This is a genomic window from Niveispirillum fermenti, assembly GCF_052474395.1.
Genome location: NZ_CP156681.1, coordinates 1,329,818 through 1,349,741, shown reverse-complemented (window position 1 = coordinate 1,349,741; position 19,924 = coordinate 1,329,818). Strand labels below are relative to the sequence as shown.

General features: G+C 67.5%; 18 protein-coding genes. 8 read left to right on the top strand and 10 right to left on the bottom strand.

What is annotated here, in order from left to right; genetic code table 11:
* Positions 1 to 42: 42 nt before the first annotated feature.
* Positions 43 to 1,461, bottom strand: a complete 1,419-nt coding sequence (locus ABC728_RS17680; protein WP_445376628.1) for an ATP-binding protein — start codon at positions 1,459 to 1,461, stop codon at positions 43 to 45.
* Between the two features lie 193 nt (positions 1,462 to 1,654).
* Complete coding sequence (locus ABC728_RS17675; RefSeq protein ID WP_416620829.1) at positions 1,655 to 3,928, bottom strand: NADP-dependent malic enzyme; 2,274 nt, start codon at positions 3,926 to 3,928, stop codon at positions 1,655 to 1,657.
* Between the two features lie 270 nt (positions 3,929 to 4,198).
* Between ABC728_RS17675 and ABC728_RS17670 the strand changes: the two genes are divergently transcribed.
* From ABC728_RS17670 to ABC728_RS17655, 4 genes are read left to right on the top strand one after another with little or no spacing between them, the layout of a single operon-like run.
* Positions 4,199 to 5,740, top strand: a complete 1,542-nt coding sequence (locus ABC728_RS17670) for an AbgT family transporter (RefSeq protein ID WP_416620828.1) — start codon at positions 4,199 to 4,201, stop codon at positions 5,738 to 5,740.
* Positions 5,737 to 6,759: a ligase-associated DNA damage response exonuclease gene (locus tag ABC728_RS17665; protein ID WP_416620827.1), complete on the top strand. Its 1,023-nt coding sequence runs from the start codon at positions 5,737 to 5,739 to the stop codon at positions 6,757 to 6,759. The genes ABC728_RS17670 and ABC728_RS17665 overlap by 4 nt, the downstream gene beginning before the upstream one ends.
* Positions 6,759 to 8,381, top strand: a complete 1,623-nt coding sequence (locus ABC728_RS17660; RefSeq protein ID WP_416620826.1) for a cisplatin damage response ATP-dependent DNA ligase — start codon at positions 6,759 to 6,761, stop codon at positions 8,379 to 8,381. The genes ABC728_RS17665 and ABC728_RS17660 overlap by 1 nt, the downstream gene beginning before the upstream one ends.
* Positions 8,378 to 8,668 carry a hypothetical protein gene (locus ABC728_RS17655; protein ID WP_416620825.1) on the top strand — a complete coding sequence of 97 codons (291 nt, stop codon included), beginning with the start codon at positions 8,378 to 8,380 and terminating at the stop codon, positions 8,666 to 8,668. Before ABC728_RS17660 ends, ABC728_RS17655 begins: the two co-directional genes overlap by 4 nt.
* 189 nt (positions 8,669 to 8,857) lie before the next feature.
* On the opposite strand, the gene ABC728_RS17650 is transcribed toward ABC728_RS17655, so the two are convergent.
* Positions 8,858 to 9,826 (bottom strand): glycosyltransferase family 2 protein, encoded by a 969-nt coding sequence (locus tag ABC728_RS17650; protein WP_416620824.1) that lies wholly within the window; start codon positions 9,824 to 9,826, stop codon positions 8,858 to 8,860.
* 127 nt (positions 9,827 to 9,953) lie between these two features.
* Positions 9,954 to 11,603, bottom strand: a complete 1,650-nt coding sequence (locus tag ABC728_RS17645) for a hypothetical protein (protein ID WP_416620823.1) — start codon at positions 11,601 to 11,603, stop codon at positions 9,954 to 9,956.
* Between the two features lie 216 nt (positions 11,604 to 11,819).
* Between ABC728_RS17645 and ABC728_RS17640 the strand changes: the two genes are divergently transcribed.
* The 4 genes from ABC728_RS17640 to ABC728_RS17625 all read left to right on the top strand — a co-directional run bounded on the left by ABC728_RS17640 (position 11,820) and on the right by ABC728_RS17625 (position 14,935).
* Positions 11,820 to 12,383 (top strand): hypothetical protein, encoded by a 564-nt coding sequence (locus ABC728_RS17640; protein ID WP_416620822.1) that lies wholly within the window; start codon positions 11,820 to 11,822, stop codon positions 12,381 to 12,383.
* A gap of 145 nt (positions 12,384 to 12,528) precedes the next feature.
* Entirely contained in the window at positions 12,529 to 12,921 is a 393-nt protein-coding gene (locus ABC728_RS17635; protein ID WP_416620821.1) for a PepSY domain-containing protein, read from the top strand.
* Complete coding sequence (locus ABC728_RS17630; protein ID WP_416620820.1) at positions 12,921 to 13,580, top strand: response regulator transcription factor; 660 nt, start codon at positions 12,921 to 12,923, stop codon at positions 13,578 to 13,580. Before ABC728_RS17635 ends, ABC728_RS17630 begins: the two co-directional genes overlap by 1 nt.
* A complete protein-coding gene (locus ABC728_RS17625) occupies positions 13,580 to 14,935 on the top strand; it encodes a sensor histidine kinase (RefSeq protein WP_416620819.1) in 1,356 nt (451 codons plus the stop codon). The genes ABC728_RS17630 and ABC728_RS17625 overlap by 1 nt, the downstream gene beginning before the upstream one ends.
* 2 nt (positions 14,936 to 14,937) lie before the next feature.
* Here ABC728_RS17625 and yihA read toward each other — a convergent pair whose 3' ends face one another.
* The 6 genes from yihA to ABC728_RS17595 all read right to left on the bottom strand — a co-directional run bounded on the left by yihA (position 14,938) and on the right by ABC728_RS17595 (position 19,592).
* The gene (gene yihA / locus ABC728_RS17620) at positions 14,938 to 15,618 is read right to left on the bottom strand and encodes a ribosome biogenesis GTP-binding protein YihA/YsxC (protein ID WP_416620818.1); all 681 of its coding nucleotides are present in this window, start codon (positions 15,616 to 15,618) and stop codon (positions 14,938 to 14,940) included.
* A gap of 163 nt (positions 15,619 to 15,781) precedes the next feature.
* Positions 15,782 to 17,512, bottom strand: coding sequence for a membrane protein insertase YidC (gene yidC, locus ABC728_RS17615; RefSeq protein WP_416620817.1), 1,731 nt, complete (start codon positions 17,510 to 17,512; stop codon positions 15,782 to 15,784).
* 93 nt (positions 17,513 to 17,605) lie between these two features.
* Complete coding sequence (gene yidD, locus ABC728_RS17610; RefSeq protein WP_445376653.1) at positions 17,606 to 17,809, bottom strand: membrane protein insertion efficiency factor YidD; 204 nt, start codon at positions 17,807 to 17,809, stop codon at positions 17,606 to 17,608.
* 62 nt (positions 17,810 to 17,871) lie between these two features.
* Complete coding sequence (gene rnpA, locus ABC728_RS17605) at positions 17,872 to 18,297, bottom strand: ribonuclease P protein component (RefSeq protein WP_416620815.1); 426 nt, start codon at positions 18,295 to 18,297, stop codon at positions 17,872 to 17,874.
* Positions 18,298 to 18,308: 11 nt separating this feature from the next.
* On the bottom strand, positions 18,309 to 18,443 hold the full coding sequence (rpmH, locus tag ABC728_RS17600; RefSeq protein ID WP_416620814.1) for a 50S ribosomal protein L34: 135 nt from the start codon (positions 18,441 to 18,443) through the stop codon (positions 18,309 to 18,311).
* Positions 18,444 to 18,626: 183 nt separating this feature from the next.
* The gene (locus ABC728_RS17595) at positions 18,627 to 19,592 is read right to left on the bottom strand and encodes a pseudouridine-5'-phosphate glycosidase (protein WP_416620813.1); all 966 of its coding nucleotides are present in this window, start codon (positions 19,590 to 19,592) and stop codon (positions 18,627 to 18,629) included.
* Between the last annotated feature and the right edge of the window lie 332 nt (positions 19,593 to 19,924).

Here is a 19,924-nt window from a genome sequence, read left to right as displayed (position 1 = left end):
GAAGGGGCCCATGGCACGGGTCAGAAGGGGCCGCGGCAGGGGTCAGCCGGCGTCCCGCCGTTCTGCCGCCGCGGCTCCCGCGGCGGGCAGCACGACGGTGAAGGTGCTGCCCTTGCCCACCTCGCTGTCGATGACCAGGCGGCCGCGATGGCGGTTGACGATATGCTTCACGATGGCCAGGCCCAGGCCCGTGCCGCCCAGCGCGCGCGACCGGGCGGGGTCCACGCGGTAGAATTGTTCCGTCAGGCGCGGCAGATGGGTGCGGGCGATACCGTCGCCCCGGTCGGCGACGGCCACGGTCACGGCCGGCCCACGCACCGTGCCCGCCCGGCCCGATGGCCGGGCCGACAGGGTGACCGTCACCTCCGTCTGTTCCTTGCCGTACTTGATGGCATTGTCGATCAGGTTCTGAAACACCTGGGCAAGCTGATCCTCGTCCCCCACCACGGCCGGCAGGCTGTCCGGCTGGTCAAGGCGCAGCTTCACCTTGCGCGACGCCGCCCGCAGTTCCAGCGTGGCCGCCACGTTGCGGACAATCTTGCCCACGTCCACCTCGGCCGTAGGCGGGGAATGCTCGTCCATCTCGATCCGCGACAGGGACAGAAGATCGTTCACCAGCCGGGACATGCGGTTGGACTGCTCGAACATGATGCCCAGGAACCGCTCATGCGCGGCCCGGTCATCCTTTGCCGGACCGCGCAACGTCTCGATGAAGCCGATCAAGGCTGCCAGGGGCGTGCGCAATTCATGGCTGGCATTGGCCACGAAATCGGCCCGCATCTGCTCGGACCGTTTCAGCACGGTGATGTCGTGCAGGCTCAACAGCACCAGCAGGCCCCCGTCCTGCCCCGGCGGGCGGAAGGGCTTCACACGGGCCTGCAGCGTGCGTTCCACCGGTACGGGCAGCAGAACCTCCACGGTGCGCGACGCGCCGCCGGCCAGCACGGCGTCGGCGGCCTCCAGCAGGCTGGGCGTGCGCACCGTGCTGGCCAGGTCGCGGGCCAGGATGCGGTCGCCGAACAGGTCGCGGGCGGCCTTGTTGGCGCGCTGCACCTCCCGCCCGGCACCCAGCAGGATCACGGGATCGTGCAACTGGTCGATCACCGCCTCCACCAGGACAGCGCGCGCCCTGTCACGGCTTTCGCGGTCCAGCCGGTCCTGATGGGCACGGGCCAGGGCGGCAGCGATCGTCTTGGCCGCGGTGCTGGCCATCGCCGGGGGAGACAGGGGGGCCGGCGTCTCCGCCAGCCGGTCGGCATAATCGGTCAGCCGCCTTGTGTCGGTCTGGATCATGCGCAGCACGGCAGCGGCCACGGCGATATTCACCAGCAGGACGGGCAGCGCCACAATGGCATCGACATGGCCGGCCAGCAGCAGCGACAGCAATATCGCCGCCGTCGGCCCGACCAGCGCCACACCAATGATCACGAACCGGACCGGCCGGCCCCCTTCCCACCGCATCTGTTCCCGCCCGTCCTATCTTCGTCTTGCCCGCCACGCGGGCGGGATCGCTGGAGATAACATTGCCGCAGGGCCAGGGTAACAGCATCACGGAAACTTAATAATGGGCGGAAGATACACCTCCCGCAGGCCCGGCTTGACCAGCTCCCCGGAAAGCCCCCCTTCCCGCCGTCGCGCAAAGGGGGGCCGCCGCCTACCGCGTCAGGCTGTCATGGGCCGCCATGACGGCCGCCGTGGTCAGTTCGCTGACCGTGGCGCCCATCTGAACGACCTGGACGGGCTTGTCCATACCGATCAGCAGGGGGCCGATCAGGTTGCCGCCGCCGAACTTGTGCAGCAGCTTGGCCCCGATATTGGCGGCATGCAGGGCCGGCATGATCAGCACATTGGCCGGACCCGACAGGCGTGCGAACGGATAGAGACGCTTCATCAGCTCGTAATCCAGCGCTGTGTCGGCCGACATCTCGCCATCATACTCGAAATCCACCTTGCGCTTGTCCATCAGGGCCACGGCCTCGCGCACATGGGCGGCGCGGTCGCGCAGCGGCTGGCCGAAATTGCTGAAGGACAGGAAGGCCACCCGCGGCTCGTGCCCCATCAGGCGGGCCATGCGCGCCGACTGGATGGCGATATCGGCCAACTGCTCGGGGGTCGGCCGCTCATGGACGGTTGTGTCGGAGATGAAGACGGTCTGCTTGCGGGTGGCCAGCACCGACAGGCCGAACACGATATGGTCGGGCTGCGGGTCGATGACGCGCTCGATATCCTCGAAGCTGACGGCGAAGGAACGGGTCAGGCCCGTCACCATGGCATCGGCATCACCCGTGGCCACCATGCAGGCGGCAAACACGTTGCGGTTCTGGTTCACCCAGCGCTGGCAGTCGCGGTGCAGGCTGCCGCGCCTTTGCAGGCGCTTGTACAGGAAATCGGTATAGCGCTCGATGCTGGGCGCGCCGAACTTGGCGTTCTGGATGTCCAGCGGCTCGATCCCCGCCAGGCCCAGGCTGGCCAGCTTCTCCTTGACCACATTCTCCCGCCCGATCAGGACGGGATGGCCGAAGCCGGCGGCGCGATAGGCGATGGCGGCGCGGATGGCCCGCTCCTCCTCCCCCTCGGCAAAGACCACACGGCGCGGGCTGCTGCGCAGCTTGTCGGCGATGAGCTGCAGGCTGTCCGCCGTGGGATCCAGGCGCAGGCGGAGCGAGCGGCGGTATTCGTCCATGTCGACGATGGGCTTGCGCGCCACGCCCGTGTCCATGGCGGCCTGCGCCACGGCGGCGGGAATGGTGGAGATCAGGCGCGGGTCGAAGGGCACCGGGATGATGTATTCCGGGCCATAGCGCAGGCGCCGGCCGGAATAGGCGGCGTCCACCTCGTCCGGCACATCCTCGCGCGCCAGTTCGGCCAGCGCCCTGGCGGCGGCGATCTTCATCTGATCGTTGATGGTGCTGGCCCGCACATCCAGCGCGCCGCGGAAGATATAGGGGAAGCCCAGGACGTTGTTGACCTGGTTGGGATAGTCCGACCGGCCCGTGGCGACGATGGCGTCGTCACGCACCTGGCGCACCTCTTCCGGCGTGATCTCCGGATCGGGGTTGGCCAGCGCGAAGATGATGGGGTTCTTCGCCATGGACTTGACCATGGCCGGCGTCATGGCGCCCTTGGCCGACAGGCCCACGAACACGTCCGAGCCGTCCACCGCCTCGGCCAGGGTGCGGGCGTCGGTCACGACGGCATGGGCGGATTTCCACTGGTTCATGCCCTCCGCCCGGCCCTTCCAGACCACGCCCTTGGTATCGCACAGCGTGATATTGCCATGGGGGATGCCCATGGACTTGAACAGTTCGGCGCAGGCGATGGCGGCGGCCCCGGCGCCGTTGATGACCAGCCGGGTCTCCTTGATGTCGCGGCCGGTCATCTCCAGCGCGTTGAACAGGCCGGCGGCGGCGATGATGGCCGTGCCGTGCTGGTCGTCATGGAAGACGGGAATGTCCATCAATTCGCGCAGGCGCTGCTCGATGATGAAACAGTCCGGCGCCTTGATGTCCTCCAGGTTGATGCCGCCGAAGCTGGGGCCCAGATAGCGCACGGAATTGATGAACTCCTCCACATCGCGGGTATCGACCTCCAGGTCGATGCCATCCACGTCGGCGAAGCGCTTGAACAGGACGGCCTTGCCCTCCATCACCGGCTTGGACGCCAATGCGCCCAGGTCTCCCAGCCCCAGCACGGCCGTGCCGTTGGAGATGACGGCCACGATATTGCCCTTGGCCGTATAATCATAGGCCGTGGACGGATCGGCATGGATGCGCAGACAGGGGATGGCCACGCCCGGGGAATAGGCCAGCGACAGGTCGCGCTGGGTCGCCATGGGCTTGGTGGGGGTCACTTCCAACTTGCCAGGGCGCCCGCTGCTGTGCAGGAGAAGCGCCTCTTCCTCAGTAATACGCTTGTCGATACCGGCCATCCCACTTTTTCCTTCTTTGCCCGGCCCGGTATTCGGTCCGGACGGGTTTCCTGCTGTCGGGGCACATCGTAACGACCGAAAGCTACCCATGCCAGACCGTTGGCATTGCGAAAATGACGCGGCTGGTGCCGGCCACCGCCATCCGGTCACGATTGCCCCCGGCCGACGCACACCGGCCCTTGCCCTGATCGCAAAGCTTCCGTTAGCTGTATTTCTTCGGACAATCCATCCGGTCGGCGAACCGGAATGACAATGAAAAAGGAAACGGGCATGGCAGTCTTGGAGCGTGAGGAAAAGGTGGGTGGCATCCTGGGGGCCATCGAACGGGTCGGCAACCGGTTGCCGGACCCGGCAACCCTGTTCCTGATAGCCATCATCATTCTGATCCTGCTGTCGGCCATCCTGTCGGCCATGGGGGTTTCGGCCGTCCATCCCGGCACGGGCCAGGAACTGGCGGCCACAAACCTGCTGACCGGGGCCAATATCAGCCGGTTCCTGATCGAGCTGCCGCGGATCTTCGCGGACTTCCCGCCACTGGCCATCGTGCTGCTCTGCGTGATGGGGGTGGGCGTGGCGGAGAAGACGGGCCTGATCGCCGTGTCGCTGGGCTCCCTGGTCCGTGCCATGCCGAAAAGCCTGCTGACCCTGACCGTGGTCTTCGCCGGCGTGCAATCCAGCCTGGCCACCGACGCCGGCTATGTGGTTCTGATACCGCTGGCGGGGCTGTTGTTCCACAGTTCCGGGCGCCATCCCATCGCCGGCATCGCGGCCGGCTTTGCCGGCGTGTCGGGCGGCTTCTCCTCCAACCTGCTGGTCACCTCGCTGGACCCGCTGCTGAGCGGGATCAGCCAGGCCGCCGCCCGCCTGATCGATCCCGGCTATGAGGTGCTGGCGACCTCCAACTACTATCTGATGTTCGCGCTGGTGCCCCTGTTCACCATCATCGGCGCCCTGGTCACCGACAAGCTGATCGAGCCGCGGCTGATGCGCACCTCCCCCGTGCAGGCCGGCAAGATGGAGCCGGAGGCCGACCCCACGCCCGAGCAGCGGGCCAATGAACGGCGCGGCCTGCGCTTCGCCGGCCTGACCCTGCTGGGCATCGCCGCCCTGTTCGGGGCCGCCGTGGTGCCGGAAGGCGCCATGCTGCGCGATGCCAATGGCACGGTGGAACCGTTCCTGCGCGGCATCGTGGCCATCATCTTCATCAGCTTCCTGTCGATCGGCCTGGCCTATGGCATCGGTGCCCGGGTCATCCGGTCGGACCGCGACGTGGTCAGGATGATGAGCCAGAGCATGTCCGAGATGGGCGGCTATATCGTGCTGGCCTTCTGCTGCGCCGTCTTCATCGCGCTGTTCGCCTGGTCCAACCTGGGCGCCATCCTGGCCGTCAACGGTGCCGCCTTCCTCCAGGCTGCCGGGTTCACCGGCCTGCCGCTGCTGCTGGCCATCATCACCGTATCGGCCTTCATCAATGTGCTGATCGGCAGCGCGTCGGCCAAATGGGCCATCCTGGGGCCCGTGATGGTGCCCATGCTGATGTTGCTGGGGGTCACGCCGGAAGCCACGCAGGCGGCCTATCGTATCGGTGACAGCTTTACGAACCCGATCACGCCGCTGCTGCCCTATTTCCCGCTGATCCTGATCATGTGCAAGCGCTATGTGCCGGATTTCGGGATCGGGTCGCTGATCGCCACCATGCTGCCGCTGGCTGTCTGGATGGGTATGGGCGCCCTGCTGCTTTTCAGCGGCTGGTACCTGCTGGACCTGCCGCTGGGACCGGGCAGCGTTATACACATGCCCGTGGCACCATGACGGCACCGGCGCCCGACAGTTGGGTCACCCCCTGCCCGCCTGATCAGGGCGGGGGGCTGTGGGTGGCGCCGGGCGGGTTCCATATCGACCCGACCCGGCCTGTCGGGCGGGCCGTCATCACCCACGGCCATTCAGACCACGCACGGCCGGGACACGCCCATGTCCTGGCCACGCCCGGCACGCTGGCCATCATGCAAGCCCGCCTGGGCGAAGGCGCCGGCCTGCACCGCCAGCCGCTGGCCTATCGCCAGCCCATCCGCATCGGCGAGGTGACGGTGACGCTGGTCCCCGCCGGCCATGTCCTTGGATCGGCCCAGGTGGTGCTGGACTGGCGCGGCAGCCGCGTCGTCATCTCGGGCGATTACAAGCGCCGGCCCGACCCGACCTGCGAACCGTTCGAGCCCGTGCCCTGCGATGCCTTCGTCACGGAGGCGACCTTCGGCCTTCCCGTCTTCCGCCACCCGCCCGTGGAGGGGGAGATTGCCAAGGTCCTGCACGCCCTGTCGCTGTTCCCGGAACGCACCATCGTCATCGGCTGCTATGCGCTGGGCAAGTGCCAGCGGCTGATCACCGAGCTGCGGCGGGCCGGCTATGACCATCCGCTCTATCTGCACGGTGCGCACCTGCCCTTGTGCGAGCTTTACCGCGGGCAGGGGGTGGAGCTGGGGGAATTGCGGCCGGCCACGGCCACGGACGGGGCCGCCATGCGCGGCGGCATCGTGCTGGCCCCGCCATCAGCCATGGCCGACAAATGGCTGCGCCGGCTGGTCGATCCGCTGCCGGCCTATGCCTCCGGCTGGATGCGCGTGCGGGCGCGGGCCCGCCAGCACGGTGTCGAACTGCCCCTGATCGTGTCCGACCACGCCGATTGGGACGAACTGTGCCAGACGGTCCGCGATGTGGCGCCGGGCGAATTGTGGGTGACCCATGGCAGCGAGGAAGCGCTGGTCCATTGGGCCGGCACCCAGGGCGTGAAGGCCCGGCCGCTTCATCTGGTCGGATTCGGGGAGGAGGAGTGATGCAGCGCTTCGCCGCCCTGCTGGACGCGCTGGCCTACACCCCTTCCCGCAACGGCAAGCAGCACCTGATCGCCGATTATCTGGATACCACCCCCGACCCCGACCGCGGCTATGGCCTGGCGGCGCTGACGGGCGATCTTTCCTTCCGGGCGGCCAAGCCGGCCATGATCCGCGAACTGGTGACCCGCCGTGTCGATCCGGCGCTGTTCGGCTGGTCCTATGATTTCGTGGGCGACTTGGCGGAAACCGCGGCCCTGATCTGGCCGGCGCCGCACGGCCCGAACCGCCCGCCGCCGGGGCTGGCCGAGGTGGTGGAGACACTGTCCACCGCCGGGCGCGCCGGCGTGCCGGACCTGCTGGCCGGCTGGCTGGACGTGCTGGACGCCACGGGGCGATGGGCGCTGCTGAAACTGATCACCGGGGGGCTGCGCGTCGGCGTGTCGGGCCGGCTGGCGCGCACGGCCCTGGTGGAATGGGCGGCGGCCCGCGGCAACGCGATCGGACTGGAAATGGTGGAGGAACTGTGGCACGGGCTGGACCCGCCCTTCACCCCGCTGTTCGACTGGCTGGCGGGCCGGGCGGACAAGCCCGACCTGGACCGGACCGGCGGCTTCCGCCCCATGATGCTGGCCCACCCGCTGGAAGAGGCGGACATCCGGTCCCTGGACCCGGCCGCGTACCGCGCGGAATGGAAATGGGACGGTATCCGCGTCCAGCTTGTGGCGCGCGGGGCGCCGGAACAGGCCCGCATCTACAGCCGCACGGGTGATGAGATCGCGCAGGCCTTTCCCGATGTGGCGGCCCATATGGGCTTCGATGCCGTGCTGGACGGGGAATTGCTGATCCGCCGCGACGGTCGCATCGCGCCCTTCAACGACCTGCAGCAACGGCTGAACCGCAAGCGGGTGACGCCGGCCCTGCTGCGCGCCCATCCGGCCTGGGTCCGCCTTTACGATATCCTGTTCGAAGCAGGAGAGGATCTGCGCGCCCTGCCCTTCGATGCCCGCCGCGCCCGGCTGGAACAATGGCATGCCAGGGTGCGGCCGGCGGGAATGGACCTTTCCCCCCTTGTCCCGTTCGACCATTGGGACCATCTGTCGGAACTGCGCCTGTCGGCCCGCGATGCGGGCGTAGAGGACGGGGCCATCGAAGGGCTGATGCTGAAACGGTCCGACAGTGCCTATGTCGGGGGCCGGCCCAAGGGTCCGTGGTTCAAATGGAAGCGTGGACCGTTGACGGCGGATTGCGTGCTGATGTACGCCCAGAGAGGGCATGGCAAGCGATCCAGCTTCTACAGCGATTATACGTTCGGTGCCTGGCGGGGGGAGCCGGGGGCCGGCGGTGAACTGGTGCCGGTCGGCAAGGCCTATTTCGGCTTCACCGACGCGGAACTGGTCGAGATTGACCGCTGGGTGCGCAACCATACCACCAACCGCTTCGGTCCCGTGCGGGAGGTGTCACCCGGTCTGGTGTTCGAGGTGGCGTTCGACAGCGTCCATCGGTCCACCCGGCACAAGAGCGGTATCGCCATGCGCTTCCCCCGCATTGCAAGACTGCGCTGGGACAAGCCGGCGGCCGAAGCCGACCGGCTGGCGTATCTGGAAAGGATGGTGGCGGAATGAAGCAGCACCGGATCTACTCGGCAGACCCCGTTTCCGACGAAACGGCGCGCAGGCTGCGCATGGGGCGCAACAAGGTGCGGCTGGCAGGGCTGGTGGCGGCCGGGTTCGGCGCGCTGGCCGTGCCCATGTGGATCGTCGCCGCCACCTTCGGCTATTTCAAGCTGGACCAGGATTTCGGCCCCACCGTCTTCCCCCGCCTGATGTCGGAGCAGGAGGCGCAGACCATCCAGCAGCAGCGGATCGAGGAGAACCGCGCCGCCGCCGGCCAGCCCTCCCCCACTGACTGATACCAATCTCCCTTGATCGTGACCGATCAAGGGAGATTTAGTGTTCCCTCAATTGCCGGGCGGCGGCATCCGCCGCCTTGGCTCACGGCGCATGAGCGCCGGGCTGGCAGTCGCCAGCCTCCAACCTCCCTAAAGGTCAACCTTTAGGGAGGTTGGTATGATACCCCGGCCTTGGGCCGGGGCCGGGCCTTACTTTTTCAGGAACGCGCTGTCGAAATCCGGGGCCGCGATGTCCAGGTAGCGCAGGCGCTTCATCTCCCGCCGGCCGCGCGTCACCGTGTCCAGGATCAACCCGCAGGTCATGGACAGGAAGGACAGCAGGCCCAGCCCCGTGGCCAGCACGGCCGTGGGGAAGCGCGGGACCAGCCCGGTCTGGTAGTAGGTGATGAACAGCGGCACGGCGATGATGATCGACAGCAGCGCCAGCACCAGCGCCACCAGGCCGAAGGATTGCAGCGGCCTTTCCTCCTTGATCAGCTTGCCGATCATCCACAGGATGCGGAACCCGTCGCGGAAGGTGGACAGTTTCGACACCGATCCCGGCGCCCTGTCCTTGTAGGGCGTTTCAACCTCGCCCAGCGGCATGTTCATTTCCAGCGCGTGGACCACCAGTTCGGTTTCGATCTCGAACCCGCCGGCCAGCACGGGGAAGCTTTTCACGAAGCGGCGGGAAAACACGCGATAACCCGACAGAAGATCGTCGGTGCGCTTGCCGAAGACCATGGTGACCAGCGTGGTCAGCATGACGTTCCCGAGCCGATGGCCGGCGCGATAATTCTCCCAGTCGGTGACACGGGCGCCGTTGACCATATCCAGCTTCTCGTCCAGCAGCCGGGCGACCAGGGCCGGCGCACTGGGGGCGTGATAGGTATCGTCGCCATCGACCATCACATAGATGTCGGCCTCGATATCCGCGAACATGCGGCGCACGACATGGCCCTTGCCCTGCAACGGTTCCCGCCGCACCACGGCCCCCGCGGCCCGCGCGATCTCCGACGTGCGGTCCTTGGAATTGTTGTCATAGACATAGATCGTGGCGGTGGGCAGGGCGGCCTTGAAGTCGCGCACGACGGCTTCGATGGACGCTTCCTCATTATAACAGGGCACCAGCACGGCAATGCGCGGTGCGGCCTGGATCACGCTTTCAGGATTGGACATGGGATGCAGGGTCCGATTGGACGAAGGATGGAAACACGAGAGATAACACGGATCAGAGGGGAAAGCTGCGGCGCAAACGCGGCGATTTCATGTTCTTAAGGGTGGGGCAGGCCGCATCATCCACCCATCAAGGCACCGCTTCCGGTGCCGGCTCCGGCTGTGGCGCGGATGATCTGCGCAGCCGGCACAGCATCATCGGTTCATCCAGGTTGGACGTCACCAGCCGGCAATCCCCCATATCGGCGACCAGCCCATAGGCCGGCAGGATGTGATCGGCCGTCCAGACCTCCCAATGCGCGACCAGCCAGAAGAAATCGCCGTCATGTGCATCGATCCGCTGGCGCATGCGGCGGTTCAGCAGGATGTCGCCATGGTCGGGATGGATGAAATAGCTGTGGACGCGCAGGAACGGCACCTGCGGCGGAAAACCATAGGCCAGGAAGCTTGTCGGGGCATAGCCGGTCTGGATCACGATGGTATTGTCGGGATCCGGCAGGGCCGGCACGTTCACCTCCACGAACCGGTCGGCAAACGGCATGCGGGCCCAGGTGCCTGGCCGGGCCGTCACGCTGACCAGCACCAGCAGGGCCAGCACCAGCGCCCCCCTGGCCCGGGCCGGCAGCGGCCAGAGGCCGATGGCCGCCACCATGACCAGCGGCGCCAGCATTTCCAGCGGGATCAGGTAGCGGTAGATGGAGAACAGCTTCAGCCAGGCCAGATAGGTCAGCGCACCCGCAACGATAACGTACAGCGCCGGTCGCACGGGCACACCGGCGGCCGGGCGACGGCCCATGAGGCGCCCGGCCGCCAGCAGCAGCGGCGTGGCCAGCAGCACGACATACATGACCGGCACCCGCAGGTCGGTGAACAGGATTTCGCCCACCTTCCTGGGGTCCGTCACCCAGCTATAGGGAAAGACGAGATTGTTCCAGACGCCGTGCGGCAGGAACTTGTCATCGCGATAGGGCTCCGGCACCCCCCAGGGGGAGCGGAAGACATCGTTGAAATAGGGGAAAAGCGGGTTCTGGTAGGTTGACCAGAGGTGCCACATCCAATGGCCGGAGAACAGGGCCATGCCCGCGATAACCCCGATGCCGAAGAAGAAGGCCAGGAACATCCGCCGCCAGAACCCGCCGGCCACGGCCAGAAAGGCGAAGCACAGGCCGATGGCATAGGGCAGGGTCGGCTGTTTCAGCCCCACGGCGCCCCCCACCATCAGGCCCGCGACGAACACGACGGGAAAGGCCCGGCGGCCCGGCCCGTCCCAGACATCACCGGCCCGCGCCACCACCAGCCAGGCGCTGCCCAGCACGAAAAGGCTGATGACATTGTCATAGAAGGTGGTGCCCAGCAGGCCCATCTGCCCGCCACCCAGGAAACAGGCCAGGGCAAGCGCCACGGCGGCCAGGGCGCGCGACCGCGGGTTCAGCCCGGCCAGCAGGACCCAGCCCAGCCCCGTCAGCGGCACCAGATTCAGCCCCTGAACGAAGGACAGCACAAACGACACACCGCGCGCCGGCAGCACCTGCGCCAGCCAATAGATCGGCAGGTCCAGCGTGGGGTTGTAATAGGTGGCGACCTGGGCCGGTGCCACGTCCAGCACAAGCTCGCGCCCCGTCAGGAAGGCATAGGCATTGTACCAATGGTAATTGCGCAGATCCCAGTTCCCGTCCTGGCCCAGCGTCAGCGAATAGAAGGCGATCAGCAGCGGCAGGACGACCAGCAGCGGCACGATGATGGCGCTGGGCCGCGACAGGAAGGGCGGGCGGAGGGGCATGGGCGGGGCCGGACATCGGTTGAACCTTCCCGGTGATAAGCCGGCATCCGGGCGCAATCAAGGCGAAGCGACGCGACAGCGCCGGCCGGCGAAGATGAACGGCGGCTGAATACGGGCTTCAGGCGCCGTTCAGACAGGGGCGGGCAGGATGGGCCATCGGCTGCGGCCTTCCTTGACCGCGCCCGACCCGTCTGAACCATTCAGGAGAGAGACCCCATGTCGCGCAAGTCCGCTGCCGCCAGCCCGTTCGAGGGCGGCTACCGCTTCACCCAGATCAACGGCGCCATCACGGGCGTTCAGGAAATGGAGAAGGGCCGCTGGAAGAACGAGAAGATCGACCGCAATGAAAGCTGGTCGACGACGGAGAACGGCATCATCAAGACCGAGACGGACCGCGACGGCAGCGAGGTGACGCTTTATGTCGATACCAATGGCGATGGGGTCTATTTCGAGGCCTATAGCTGGAAGCGCCCCGTGGCTGGCGCCCAGGACGACCTTTACCGGTTCGGCTTCGCCGCCGATGGCCGCGTGACCTCCATCCAGGAATGGGATGATGGCCGGTGGGAGGTGGAACGCCCCGACCGCAACGAAACCTATGTCCTGCAGGACGGGCTGGTCATCAGGACGGAGATGGAAAAGGGCCGTGTCGAATGGACCGTCTTCGCCGACAGCAATGGTGACGGCACCTGGACCGAACTGGCCGATGGCAAGGGCGCACTGGACCTGATCGGGGTGAAGTCGCTGCTGGCCGGCCTGACGGCCGAAGGCCTGGTCTACTGACCCTGCCCCCCCAGGGTGGCGCCAACCGGGCGGTTCCCCCGCGGGACCGCCCGCGCTACCATCCGCCGACCCTGCCCCGTTCCCCCCCGCCCCCTTTCCCGCCCTTCCCCTTTCCCGCAGCCGCCGAGCGAGACCCCCCGCCCCCATGCGACGCCTGTTTCTGCTGCTTCCCCTTTGCCTGGCGCTTGCCGCAGCCGGCACCGTCCATGTCCGGGCCGTCGGCGACGAACCGGCCTGGACCGACGAGGGGGATGATGACGATGATGACGATATCGACGACCATGATCTGGCGCGGGCGGCGCTGGAGCGGGGGGAGATCATGTCCCTGCGCGACATCATGGAAATGGCGGAAAGGGGCTATCCGGGACGGTTGCTGGAGGTGGAACTGGAGATCAAGCGCGGCCGGTTTGTCTATGATATCGAGCTTCTGTCCCCCGATGGCCGGCTGATCGAACTGCTGTACGATGCCCGGACGGGCGAATTGCTGCGGGTGAAGGGGGCCGGCCGGAAGGACGGCCGGCCCGCGGGGGGCGGTTGATGCGTATCCTTGTGGCTGAAGACGATGCCAATCTGCGCGGCCAGCTTATCACCGCGCTGAACGCGGCCGGCTATGTCGCCGATGCCGCGCCGGATGGGCCGGAGGCGGCCTTCCTGGGCGAAACGGAACCCTATGACGCCGTGATTCTGGATCTGGGCCTGCCGGGGCGTGACGGGCTGTCCGTGCTGCGCGGCTGGCGCGCGCAGGCGCGGACCATGCCGGTCCTGATCCTGACGGCGCGCGGCACCTGGCAGGAAAAGGTGGAAGGCATGGATGCCGGGGCCGATGATTATCTGGCCAAGCCCTTCCGCATGGAGGAACTGCTGGCCCGGCTGCGCGCCCTGATCCGCCGCGCCGGCGGCCAGGCCTCCCCTGCCCTTGCCTGTGGCCCCGTGGCGCTGGACACCCGCACGGGGCGGGTGACCGTGGCGGACATGCCGGTGACGCTGACGGCGCATGAACATCGCGTCCTGTCCTATCTGATGCACCATCAGGGCCGGGTCATCTCGCGCACTGAACTGACCGAACATGTCTATGCCCAGGATTTCGACCGCGACAGCAACACGATCGAGGTGTTCATCGGCCGGCTGCGGCGCAAGCTGGGCGTGCCCGTGATCCAGACGGAACGGGGCCTGGGCTACCGCATGGATGCGGGCTGATGCGGCGCGGGTCCCTGGGCCTGCGACTGCTGGTGCTGGCGGCCATCTGGGTGCTGCTGGCCGTGGCCGGTGCCGGCATCCTTCTGACCGACATCTTCCGCCATCATGCGGAAGCCGAACTGGCCCGCCATGTCGAACAGCATGTGGACGAATTGACGGCGACGCTGACCCGCAGCACCGGCAACCGCGTGATTTCCAGCCGTGACCTGTCCGATCCGCGTTTCCAGCGTCCCCTGTCGGGCACCTACTGGCAGGTTTCCGATACGCTGGGTGTCGTGCTGCGCTCCCGTTCCCTGTGGGATCAGACCTTGCGGCTGGAGGGCAGCGTGCCCGACGATGGCGGCCTGCACCGCCGCACGGCGACCGGCCCCGACGGGGAGGAACTGCTGGTCTGGTCGCGGCGCGTGCGCCTGCCGGAGATGGCCGGCCCCGTTGAGGTCTCCGTCGCCGTCATGGCCGCCGACCTGAAGGCGGCAACGCGGCGATTCGCGGGCGTGCTGGCCCTGTCGCTGGGCGTGCTGGCCCTGGGCCTGCTGGCGGCGGCAATGGCCCAGGTGCGGCTGGGACTGGTGCCGCTGGACCGGCTGCGGAAGGCGCTGGCCGACCTGCGGGCCGGCCGGTCGACCCGCCTGGTGGGGGCCTTCCCGTCGGAGGTGCAGCCACTGGCCGACGACCTGAACCAGTTGCTGTCCGACAATGCGGAAATGGTGGAGCGGGCCCGCACCCAGGCGGGCAATCTGGCCCACGCGCTGAGAACGCCGCTGACCATCATCACCAACAGCGCCGCCGGCCTGTCCGATCCGGCCGAAGCCCGGCTGATCGCGGCGGAGGCCGACCGCATGCGCCGGCAGATCGACCGCCACCTGACCCGGGCCCGTGCCGCCGCCATGGCCAAGGGGGCAGGGCTGCGCACACCGGTGGCCGCCACGCTGCGCCCCCTGGCCCGCACCATCACCCGCCTGCATCCGGACAAGAATATTCAGGTCACGGTGGACGGGGATGACGGGCTGCTGTTCCGAGGCGAGGCGCAGGACCTGCAGGAAATGGCCGGCAACCTGCTGGATAATGCCGCAAAATGGGGGCGGCGGACGGTCACCGTGACCATAACCGCCGTCGGCACCGCCACCGGGCCGGGGATGGTGCGAATCGGGATCGCCGATGACGGGCCGGGCATCCCGCCGGCCGCGCGGGATGCCGTGCTGGCCCGCGGTGTCCGACTGGACGAGGCGACGCCGGGCAGCGGCCTCGGCCTGGCCATCGTGGATGATCTGGCCCGGCTCTATGGCGGGTCGCTGGCGCTGGAGACGGCGGCAGCCGGCGGGCTTCTGGCCGTGCTGACCCTGCCGGGGGCGTGAAGTCAGCCCAGCGCCGCCGGCTCTGCCATCCGCGTCAGAAACGCCCGCAATTCCGGAATACCCAGCCCGGTTTCCGCCGAGGTGGCCAGCACCTCTGGATGGGCGGCACCATGGGTCTTCAGCGCCTGGGCCACCTGTGCGCGGATCTTGTCCATCCCGCCGGGCTTCAGCGTGTCGGCCTTGGTCAGCACGATCTGATAGCCGACCGCCGTCTGGTCCATCATCTTCATCATGTCCACGTCATGCGGCTTCAGCCCGTGGCGGGCATCGACCAGCACCAGCGCGCGCTTCAGCGTCACACGCCCGCGCAGATAGGCGCGGATGAAATCCGTCCAGGCGGCCGAACGCTCCTTGGACACCTGGGCATAGCCGTAGCCCGGCATGTCCACCAGCACCAGCCGCTGGCCCAGGGAGAAGAAATTGAGCTGCTGGGTGCGGCCCGGCGTCTGCGAGGTACGCGCCAGTGTCTTGCGCCCCGTCAGGGCGTTGACCAGGGATGATTTGCCCACGTTCGACCGTCCGGCGAAACAGATCTCCGGCAGGATGGCCTCCGGCAGGGTCGTGGCGGCCTCCGCCCCCCAGAAGAAGTCGCATTCCCTGGCGAACAGCAGGCGCCCGGCCTCGATCTCCGCCTCGGTCAGATCACCGAGCAGGGACGGGGTGATAGTCAGCGGCTTCGCCATGATGCGGGTCCTTGCACTGGGGCGGGGCTGCCGGCAGGCGCCCCTTAAACAAATCAACCCTCCCCGGTGGGGGAGGGTGCGATCCGCGCGCCCTTCCGGCGCGGGTGAAAGCAGGAAGGCGGGGAAAAGCGCGCCGAACGGCGCCCTTCCCCCCGCCCCGGCCTTACGTGGCCTTCACGCCCATGCGGCGCATGATGAACCATTGCTGCGCGATGGACAGCAGATTGGACCAGGTCCAGTAGATCACCAGGCCGGCCGGGAAGGATGCCATCATGTAGGTGAAGATGAAGGGCAGCAGCATGAACACCTTCTGCTGCACCGGGTCCGGGTTGGACGGGTTCAGCTTCTGCTGCAGCCACATGGTGATGCCCATCAGCAGCGGCCAGACACCGACATGCAGGAAGCTGGGCGGGTCCCACGGGATCAGGCCGAACAGGTTGAACATCGTCGTCGGATCAATGGCCGACAGGTCGGTGATCCAGCCGAAGAAGGGCGCATGACGCATTTCGATGGTGACGTACAGCACCTTGTACAGCGCGAAGAAGACCGGGATCTGCAGCAGGATGGGCAGGCAACCCGCCAGCGGGTTGGCCTTTTCCTCCTTGTACAGCTTCATCATGGCCATGGAGAGCTGTTCGCGGTTGTCGCCGTGCTTCTTCTTCAGTTCTTCCATCTTCGGCTGAAGCTTCTTCATCTTGGCGAAGGCTTCATACTGCTTGTTGGCGATCGGGAAGAAGGCCAGACGCAGGAAGACGGTGAAGATCAGGATCGCGACGCCGAAATTGCCGACCAGCCCACCCAGGAAATCCAGGGCATGGAAGAAGGGAATGGTCAGGAAGTAGAACCAGCCCCAGTCCACGGCGTAATCCAGGCTGTCGATGCCCAGTTTCTCGTTATAGCTATCCAGCAGGCTGACGATCTTGGCGCCGGCAAACAGGCGATGGGTCGTTTCCGCCGTGCCGCCGGCCGCCACGCTGATGGCCGGGGCCTTGTAATCGACCTGATAGACGTCGCCCGCACCGCCCTGGTGCAGGACGCGCATGTCCGTCGTCTGCGACTGGTCGGGGATCAGGCCGACCAGCCAGTATTTGTCGGTGATGCCGATCCAGCCGCCTGTGGAGGACAGGTTGACGGTGGCGCCATCCTCCTTCAGGTCCTTGTACTTGTATTCCTTCAGGGTGCCGTTGACGATGGCCAGCGGTCCCTCATGCAGGACGAACATGCCCTCGGTCTTCGGGGTGCCGCGGCGCTGCACGAAGCCATAGGGGCTGAGCGCCACATCCGCCCCCGTCTCGTTGCGCACCCGCTGCGTCACCGTGAACATGTAGTCGGCATCGACCGTGATGGTGCGCTCGAACACCAGGCCGGCGCCATTGTCCCAGGTCAGGACCAGCGGCGCATCGGGCGTCAGCCGGTCGGCGCTGGCCGTCCAGACCGTGTCGGCCTTGGGCAGGTCCAACGCCGTGCCGGCATGGGCCGGCACCCAGCCGAATTCCGCGAAATAGGGATCGACGGCGCCGACCGGCGACAGCAGCACGACCTCCGCGCTGTCCTTGTCCGGCGTGACCTTGTACTTGGCCAGCGTCAGATCATCGATGCGGCCGCCGCGCAGGTTGATCGACCCGTGCAGGCTGGGCGTGGCGATGGTGACGCGGCCGGCCTCGGCCAACACGTCGGCCCGCGGCCGCGGTGCAGCCGGGCCGCCAATGGCCCCCACGCCCGGCGTGCTGCCCGGCACGGTGCTGCTGGGCAGCTGCTCGGCCTGCAGGGCCTGCTGGCGCTGGAATTCCGCCTGTGCCGCCATCTGGCGGGGGCGCTCGTAGAAGAAATGGAACCCGAACAGGATCGCGATGGAAATCACGATGGTCAGGATGAGGTTCTTCTGATCCGTCATGGGTGCTTGGTCCAGGTTCCGCTCGAAGTCATGGGCCAATCCGGTGCGTCGGCCGGGTTTGTGCCCGGTTGTTCACACGAAAACGGCAGGCAATCAATGCCCGCCGCAACATTTTCCGTCATCCACGTGTCTTGGATGCGCCGGGGGCACCGGGTCATACCCCGATCCGCCCCAGGGATGACAGCGCGCCAAGCGCCGCAGGGTCAGCCATCCGCCACGGATCGCGCCGTGCATGGACAGCGCCTCCAGCGCGTAATGGGAACAGCTCGGGTAGAAACGGCAGCGCGGCGGCCCCATCAGGGGCCGCACGACCCAGCGATAGCAAAGCACAAAAGCCCGGAGCAGCCAGGCCGCCGGGCTCATGCCGTGCCATCCGCGGGGCGGGCCGATTCGGCCGCCGCCCTCTCTTCCCGCCAGACCCGCAGCTTCTTCAGCGCCTGCTTCAGATCGGCCTTCAGCGCGGCATAGGGGCGCCGCACCGTCTCCGACCGCGCCACCAGCACGAAATCATGGCCGGGGGCGGCGTTAGGGGCCAGCACCTCGGCCAGGGCCGCGCGCAAACGACGACGGGCGCGGTTGCGTTCAACCGCGCCACCCACCTTCTTGCTCGCTGTCAGACCGATCCGCACCGGCGGTTCGCCGGGGTTCGGGTGCTGCCGGTCATCATGGGCACGGGCCTGAAGGATCAGACCCGGCGTGGCCCATTTGCGGCGGGCGCCCGCGACGGCCAGGAACTGGGGCCGCCTGGTCAGGCGCCCCACCTTGGCTTTGGCCGGGGGCGCCATGCCGGTCACCCTCAGGCGCTCAGACGCTTGCGGCCCTGGGCGCGGCGGGAATTGATGATCTTGCGGCCCGACACGGTGGCCATGCGGGCGCGGAAGCCGTGACGGCGGGCGCGCACGATCTTGGAGGGCTGGAAGGGACGCTTCACGGTACTTACTCCGCTCTTGGAAAACTGAATGCGAAAACGAAGCGCGTTCTATAGTGGCGAAGGGGCATGGAGTCAACCGGGCACGGGGGCCGGTGCTGCAACCCTGGCACGCGGGCCGGGCGCTCGGGCGAACGCGCGGGACGGCCGGCGGGGGCGTCGATGGCCGCCGCCGGCCGCCCGTCCTCAATAACCCGGGGGCCGTTTGGTCGTCGCCACCTTCTTGGGCAATGTCATCTCCGCCTTCTGGCGGGCATAGGCGATGGCGATGCGGGCCCCGATGCGGGCATTGTTCAAAAGCAGGGCACGGTTGGCCGCCAGGCTGGCGCCGCCCGTCAGTTCCTCCATCCGGCTCAGCAGGAACGGGGTCAGCGCCTTGCCCCGCACGCCCTGCGCCTCGGCCTCGCCCACGGCCTGGGCGATGGCGGCCTCGACCGCCTCGGCATCCAGCGCCGCCTCGGGCGGGATGGGGACGCCGATGACGACCCCGCCCCCCAGGCCCAACTGCCATTTGGTGCGCAGCACGCGCGCCACCTCTTCGGCCGAGTCGCAGCGGCCATCGACCGGCAGCGGCAGGGATGCCGTATAGAAGGCCGGAAACCGGTCCGTGCCGAACCCGATCACGGGCACGCCCTTGGTTTCCAGATATTCCAGCGTGCGCGGCAGGTCCAGGATGGCCTTGGCCCCCGCGCAGATGACGGCCACGTCGGTGTCAGCCAGTTCTTCCAGGTCGGCGGAGATGTCCAGCGTGGTTTCCACCCCGCGATGCACGCCGCCGATGCCGCCCGTGGCGAAAACGGCGATGCCGGCCAGGGCGGCACCGATCATGGTCGCCGCCACCGTCGTGGCGCCTTCGGCCCCTTGGGCCAGCGCCAGCGCCAGATCCCGGCGGCTGACCTTGCGCACGCCGCTCTGCGCCAGCCGCTCGATATCGTCGGCATCCAGACCGACGCGAATACGGCCATCCAGCACGGCGATGGTGGCCGGCACCGCGCCCTCCGCACGGATCGCGGCCTCCAGGGCGTTCGCCGTCTCCACATTCTCCGGATAGGGCAGGCCATGGCTGATGACGGTCGATTCCAGGGCCACGACCGGTCCGCCCGCCTTCAGCGCCGCCGCCACTTCCGGATGGATGGAAAGAAAGTCCTGCATCGTATCGGCCCCGTCACCTCTGGTCGCGGCGGAGAATGCAACGCCGCCGCGCCCCGCGCAACGCAAGCCCTCACCAGGGCCGCCATGCGCCCGGCAGGGTTCTTATGCCAGATGCCGGTGAGAGCAACTCACCGGCATCTGTTCCGGCGGCAACCGCCGCCCCGCCGCACATGCGGCGTCGCCAAGCCCACGGATGTGGGCGCCGGTGCCAAGCCCACGGATGTGGGCGCCGGTGATTGAGACCGGTGATCGGGTGCGATCACCGGGACTTATTAGGATGGCGCCCCTCGTCGCAGTGGTCACAAGCGAACGAGCGTGCTAAAAATTCCCGG

Bases quoted from the DNA above. Each gene is read 5' to 3' on its own strand.
- ABC728_RS17680 (WP_445376628.1), bottom strand. From the start codon at position 1,461: ATGCGGTGGGAAGGGGGCCGGCCGGTCCGGTTCGTGATCATTGGTGTG.
- ABC728_RS17675 (WP_416620829.1), bottom strand. From the start codon at position 3,928: ATGGCCGGTATCGACAAGCGTATTACTGAGGAAGAGGCGCTTCTCCTG.
- ABC728_RS17670 (WP_416620828.1), top strand. From the start codon at position 4,199: ATGGCAGTCTTGGAGCGTGAGGAAAAGGTGGGTGGCATCCTGGGGGCC.
- ABC728_RS17665 (WP_416620827.1), top strand. From the start codon at position 5,737: ATGACGGCACCGGCGCCCGACAGTTGGGTCACCCCCTGCCCGCCTGAT.
- ABC728_RS17660 (WP_416620826.1), top strand. From the start codon at position 6,759: ATGCAGCGCTTCGCCGCCCTGCTGGACGCGCTGGCCTACACCCCTTCC.
- ABC728_RS17655 (WP_416620825.1), top strand. From the start codon at position 8,378: ATGAAGCAGCACCGGATCTACTCGGCAGACCCCGTTTCCGACGAAACG.
- ABC728_RS17650 (WP_416620824.1), bottom strand. From the start codon at position 9,826: ATGTCCAATCCTGAAAGCGTGATCCAGGCCGCACCGCGCATTGCCGTG.
- ABC728_RS17645 (WP_416620823.1), bottom strand. From the start codon at position 11,603: ATGCCCCTCCGCCCGCCCTTCCTGTCGCGGCCCAGCGCCATCATCGTG.
- ABC728_RS17640 (WP_416620822.1), top strand. From the start codon at position 11,820: ATGTCGCGCAAGTCCGCTGCCGCCAGCCCGTTCGAGGGCGGCTACCGC.
- ABC728_RS17635 (WP_416620821.1), top strand. From the start codon at position 12,529: ATGCGACGCCTGTTTCTGCTGCTTCCCCTTTGCCTGGCGCTTGCCGCA.
- ABC728_RS17630 (WP_416620820.1), top strand. From the start codon at position 12,921: ATGCGTATCCTTGTGGCTGAAGACGATGCCAATCTGCGCGGCCAGCTT.
- ABC728_RS17625 (WP_416620819.1), top strand. From the start codon at position 13,580: ATGCGGCGCGGGTCCCTGGGCCTGCGACTGCTGGTGCTGGCGGCCATC.
- yihA (WP_416620818.1), bottom strand. From the start codon at position 15,618: ATGGCGAAGCCGCTGACTATCACCCCGTCCCTGCTCGGTGATCTGACC.
- yidC (WP_416620817.1), bottom strand. From the start codon at position 17,512: ATGACGGATCAGAAGAACCTCATCCTGACCATCGTGATTTCCATCGCG.
- yidD (WP_445376653.1), bottom strand. From the start codon at position 17,809: ATGGGGCCGCCGCGCTGCCGTTTCTACCCGAGCTGTTCCCATTACGCG.
- rnpA (WP_416620815.1), bottom strand. From the start codon at position 18,297: ATGGCGCCCCCGGCCAAAGCCAAGGTGGGGCGCCTGACCAGGCGGCCC.
- ABC728_RS17595 (WP_416620813.1), bottom strand. From the start codon at position 19,592: ATGCAGGACTTTCTTTCCATCCATCCGGAAGTGGCGGCGGCGCTGAAG.